Raw genomic sequence first — 3,702 nt, 5'->3', positions numbered from 1 at the left:
ATTATTATTCTAAAATCATATTGCTTTCCTTTAAATAATTTTTTCATGATTGCGTACCCTCCATTTATATGAATTATACAAATATTATATCGTAAAATTAGGATAATTTAAACTTTGCAACACAACCTTATAAAGTAATTTAAGTATAAATATAGTAAAAACAGTAAAATATGATTGTTTTAAATAAAATAAACTTATATCATTTTTGTACATGTTCCAAAAAAATTACGTTGCAATTAAATTAATTCATGACAGATGAAATATTTTTTCGTTTTTTCTTCTAAATAATTCATGATATTATATATTTTCAGAATTTTCATTGATTTTTTATTCGCATTGTGATATGTTAAAAATAACTTTATAAAACAATATATAGTTATAATATAATAATATATAGATGGGAGATTTGTGTTATGAGTAAATATTTAGCGTTATTCTTGGCAACCTGCTTTGTTTTACCAACCTTTTTTGATAGAAGCTCAACTGCTATTGACAAAGATATATCTAATGTACCACTGGTGATTGTATCTAAGGATAAACCTGTAGACATGTTATCAGCAATGCCTTTGGTCAATAAGTTAAAAGGGGATATTTTGTTTTTTGACAAAAAAATTGGTCCTTTTAAAGATTCCGACCAGCGTAATTCCGATTATGAAAAATGGAAAGCTCAGTGGGAAAAAATTGAAAATGCAAAAGACATTATTTTAATCGGAGGCGAAGATTCTTTAAATCATGGATATTTTAAGGAAAAAAAAGTTACTAGAATATCTGGAGATGATAGATACGATACTTCTCTTGAAATTCTTAAGTATCATGAAAAATTAAAAAATACAAAAAAAGTACACCTTGTTTCAGGAATGTCTTTTGCCGATGCTAGTATTGTGGCTTCAAAGGATACTCCTGTAGTTTTAATCAGTCATGCCGATGACAGGAAAAATACCAAAATAAAATCAGAGTTAGATAAATTATCTACTTACAATACAATCGTAGGTGGAGAAAATACAGTCGCCACTTATCTTAAAAATTTCTTTAATGCTGATAGAATCTCAGGAAAAGATAGGTATGAAACTAGTAGAATTTTCTCTGGAGAAAATTCTAATGGATATATAGAGTCTCCAGATATCTCTTTTGTTAATAATATAACAGATGCCCATGAAGCATTCATTGAAAATAAAGGCTTCCTTCTTAAAAAATATAATATGAACGATGGAGATATAGTCTTTGATATTGACTATGGTAGCATTTTTTTACGTGAACACCCTCAGCTTGAGGGCGGGAAAAGTCTGTTAAACGAGTCAAGTGCAAAAAACACATTACACAATAATTTAACTTCATTATTTGAAGGTGTTGAAACGGGGAAATATGAAATAGTACCAGAAATGTTAAGATATAAACTTACGTTACCTTTTGAAATTTTATTTGACAAAAACAAAACTATTTGTTTGCCTACGCCTTTTGGAGTTGAAAAAGGTTATTTATACATGGCTATATATCAAAATGGAAGTCGTATCGGAGATTTAAAAATTGATTCAAATGATCCTTTGATAAAAGACCTTGTAAATAATATTAACTATATAATTAAGGAGGAAATATAAAAATGAAAAAAATACTTTCAATATTAACAGCTTTTCTATTAATTATTGTAAGTTCATCTGGATCTATTTTTGCCCAAAATTTATCTTTTAGTAACACAGATGACCTTTTTTACAACAATGAAGAAGTGATTGTTGACAAAGAACCAATTAAGTCTTTAGAATCAAAAATTGAAAAAAATCGTTCAAAAAGGTCTATAGAGATGGATATTTTAAATTTAGATGACTTAAAGTATGAACTTGAATCTTATGGAATCAAGGTTAATAATTTTAAAGAAGAAGTAATTAAAGCAAATAAATCTACCATTGATGAGGCTTATTATAAAGTTTTTTTTAATGAAGATGGAGTAGTAGATTTGTCTGAAAAAGGAGAAATTCTCAAAATTCAAACTCTATCAAACTCAAATTTAGAGTTTGACGCAACTTCTGATGTTAAAAAAGAAGTTTCAAATAATTTATTACAAAAAGGTTATTCTCTTGTAGCTGACAGTTATTTAGACAAAGAAGGCAAGGTTAGCAGTATTGTTTTTCAAAAAAAATTAAAAAATGGAGCATATAATCCGTATGATGGCGTAAATATTACTGTAGATGAAAAAGAAAATACTTTATTGGGATATAGCATGTATAAAAATAAATTTTCATTCGATGGAAACATAATTTCTAAAGAATTTGCAATTAATAAAGCATTAAAATATTCCGATAGTGAGAGTTCTACAGGTCAAAATCTTATGGTAATAAAACCAAAAGATTACTCAATTGATAATAAAAGCGAAGATCTAATTCTTTCATATAAAATTGATTTTGACAATTCTACAGTGTTTGTAAATGCCTCTAATGGTGACTATATAGGTATCAGCCCTAAAAAAAATAAAAAAGAGGCTAAATCCTTTGGTTTAACTCAATTTTGGAACGGTGGTTACTCAGTTAATATGGGATATAATGGTCTTAATAAAATGGATTATAATGTTATAGGTAAAATGCATTCAGGTGGTTTTAATGAAAATGGTACTGATAAGTTAAAAGAATTTATAGAAACAGGAGATGGCGGAAAGGGATTGTATGTAAGCTGTCATGGAAATCCTACAACTCTTTCTGGTGATAATTGGCGTTTGCGTATTTCTGATTTACAAAATCCTAGAGTATTCCGTTTTGTATTTTTAGATGCTTGCGAAACTGCAGTAGATGAAAATTGGGCAAAGAAGCTCGGAACTAGACCTGGTGAATGGGGAAATTTCATAGGTTGGACTGTAAGCATAGGTACAGTTGAGGCAAATTTATTCTGCGAAAGATTCTGGAAGTATGCTGATGGCCGCAGACCTGTATATAGAGCTGTCCAAATGGCAAAAGATGAAATGCCTTCCACTTACACTGCAAACATAACAGATGGAGAAGGTTCTCAAAGAATTGAAGAAGGAGATACCTTTACAATCCGTAAACCTTTTCCAGTTAGATTTATAGGACATAAAGATTCAGATGGTTCTGGTCGTATAAATTAAATCACAATAAAAAATCTTGTTAATAAAAAGAAGGCTAGCATTAACTTGCTAGCCCTTTCTTTTTGCGTCAACTGTAATTAAGAAATTTAGTATTCTCAATACTTTAGCATAAATTAATTTAATTTGCAAACAAAAAAAGAAGAGTAGTTTAGATGACTACTCAACTTTTCATATCATTAGATTTATTTATAGGGTAAAGGTTTTTTTCTGAATTTTCTGTCTTTTATTTTATCATAAATAGATATCTTTTACAAGTATTTATTTACAGCCACTTTTGCACTCTCATATCTATCTTTATACTGCTTACCACCGACATACATTATATTAAAATTTTCTTTAGTTCTAGTTCCATCATCTCTATAACATTTAACTTTATGTTTACTAGCAATAAGCTCTGCTATAGGCTTATCTCTGTCACCATAATATAATACTATTTTAGGTCTATTATCTATACCCTTACAATAAGCTGCACTTACATATCCCATCTGGTTGTGTTGCAAAGTTTGAAAAAACAGCATACTTCACCAATTTCTTAAATTTCTAGCAAGCAGTTTTAAATAATCTTTCAATTTCGTCCCATGGTGAAAAACCGAAGAGAGTAATTTCTCTTCGGC

Annotated in this window: 3 protein-coding genes; 2 read left to right on the top strand and 1 reads right to left on the bottom strand. The window is 28.9% G+C overall.

The features are described from left to right. Nucleotides 1-413 precede the first annotated feature (413 nt). Nucleotides 414-1,595, top strand: a complete 1,182-nt coding sequence (locus C0982_RS10240; RefSeq protein WP_101774090.1) for a cell wall-binding repeat-containing protein — start codon at nt 414-416, stop codon at nt 1,593-1,595. Nucleotides 1,596-1,597: 2 nt separating this feature from the next. Continuing rightward, nucleotides 1,598-3,088, top strand: coding sequence for a restriction endonuclease subunit S (locus tag C0982_RS10235; protein WP_101774089.1), 1,491 nt, complete (start codon nt 1,598-1,600; stop codon nt 3,086-3,088). Between the two features lie 248 nt (nt 3,089-3,336). Here the strand turns inward: C0982_RS10235 and C0982_RS10230 are convergent, their stop codons facing one another. After that, nucleotides 3,337-3,606 (bottom strand): hypothetical protein, encoded by a 270-nt coding sequence (locus tag C0982_RS10230; RefSeq protein ID WP_101774088.1) that lies wholly within the window; start codon nt 3,604-3,606, stop codon nt 3,337-3,339. Nucleotides 3,607-3,702 lie beyond the last annotated feature (96 nt).

This window comes from Peptostreptococcus faecalis, assembly GCF_900240845.1.
GTDB classification, from domain to species: domain Bacteria; phylum Bacillota; class Clostridia; order Peptostreptococcales; family Peptostreptococcaceae; genus Peptostreptococcus; species Peptostreptococcus faecalis.
Note: the sequence above shows the minus strand (reverse complement) of the source record. Positions and strands in the feature narration are given on the sequence as shown.

Excerpts from the sequence above, each read along its gene's own strand:
- C0982_RS10230 (WP_101774088.1), bottom strand. The coding sequence starts at position 3,606 with ATGCTGTTTTTTCAAACTTTGCAACACAACCAGATGGGATATGTAAGT.
- C0982_RS10240 (WP_101774090.1), top strand. The coding sequence starts at position 414 with ATGAGTAAATATTTAGCGTTATTCTTGGCAACCTGCTTTGTTTTACCA.
- C0982_RS10235 (WP_101774089.1), top strand. The coding sequence starts at position 1,598 with ATGAAAAAAATACTTTCAATATTAACAGCTTTTCTATTAATTATTGTA.